This is a genomic window from Mesorhizobium sp. M7A.F.Ca.US.005.03.2.1, assembly GCF_003997795.1.
Taxonomy (GTDB): Bacteria; Pseudomonadota; Alphaproteobacteria; order Rhizobiales; family Rhizobiaceae; genus Mesorhizobium; species Mesorhizobium ciceri.
This window is the reverse complement of record NZ_RZRP01001341.1, coordinates 1-1,028: the sequence shown is the minus strand read 5'-3', so window position 1 is coordinate 1,028 and position 1,028 is coordinate 1. Positions and strand designations below refer to the sequence as shown.

1 protein-coding gene and 2 pseudogenes are annotated in these 1,028 nt (G+C 67.0%); 2 read left to right on the top strand and 1 reads right to left on the bottom strand.

The genetic code is table 11. The features are described from left to right. Both EN991_RS41450 and EN991_RS37595 read left to right on the top strand, forming a co-directional pair. A pseudogene (locus tag EN991_RS41450) lies at positions 1-165 on the top strand (TetR/AcrR family transcriptional regulator); the annotation flags it as partial. Positions 166-220: 55 nt separating this feature from the next. Next, entirely contained in the window at positions 221-616 is a 396-nt protein-coding gene (locus EN991_RS37595) for a rhodanese-like domain-containing protein (protein ID WP_013531694.1), read from the top strand. A 13-nt stretch (positions 617-629) separates the two neighbouring features. Here the strand turns inward: EN991_RS37595 and EN991_RS37590 are convergent. After that, a pseudogene (locus tag EN991_RS37590) lies at positions 630-1,028 on the bottom strand (alpha/beta hydrolase); the annotation flags it as partial.

Below are 1,028 nucleotides of genomic sequence, written 5' to 3'. Positions count from 1 at the left end.
TTGCCGGCGGATTTCGACGCGAGCGCTGCCGCGACCTTCTTCGCCACGGTCCAGCACGGCATGTCGATCCAGGCGCGAGACGGCGCCTCGCACGCTGCCCTGCTGGCGACGGTTGCCGGGGCCATGGCTGCCTGGCAGACGTTGGCCGGCGGCAACGCGGCGTGACAAACGCCGGCTGGTGTGCTCGAAATCCGCCAGCAGGGCCGGGAGGGACGAGAGCGTGAAAAAGGGTTATCGCGAGCTGCTGGACGAGGCGAACGCCGTGATCGAGGTGGTTTCGCCGGAGGAAGCGGCCGGGCTGCTCGACGATGAAGACACCATCTTCGTCGATCTGCGCGATCCACGCGAAGTGGAACGCGACGGCCGGATTCCGGGCGCCAAGCATGTCACGCGCGGCATGCTGGAATTCTGGATCGACCCCGAAAGCCCTTACCACAAGCCGTTCTTCGCCTCGGGAAAGAGCTTCGTGTTCTTCTGCGCCGGCGGTTGGCGCTCTGCCCTGGCCACAAAGACGGCGCAGGACATGGGGCTTTCGCCGGTCAAGCACATCCTCGGCGGCTACACCGCCTGGAAGGCCGCCGGACTGCCGGTCGAACCCGGCGAGAAGAAGAAATAATCTCGACCGCCGCTCAATGCAGCAGCAATGGCTCGCGATGCGTCACGAAGCCGACCGCGCGTTCGACCACGCCCTTGTCGGCAAGAATGCGGCGATGGCCAAGCCCGTCGGCCCAGTAGAGCCGCACATGGCCGCCGGCGCCGGCATAGCGCCTTGCGTGATCGGCCGAGACTTCGCGGTCGTCCGGCGCGTGGATGACCAGGGTCGGCACCGGTGCCTGGGCGAGCTGGCGGTCGCCGGTGAATTCGTGCAGCGGCCGGCCGGAAAGATGCTCGACCCGGTCCGCCATGGCGGCTTGCGAGCGCGGGCCGACATTCAACATATGACTGAAGTCGGCAAAGATCGCCGGCAGGGAACTTGGCGCCGCGATCAGCACAAGGCGTCCCGCCGCCAGCGGCGGGATGTTCTTGAC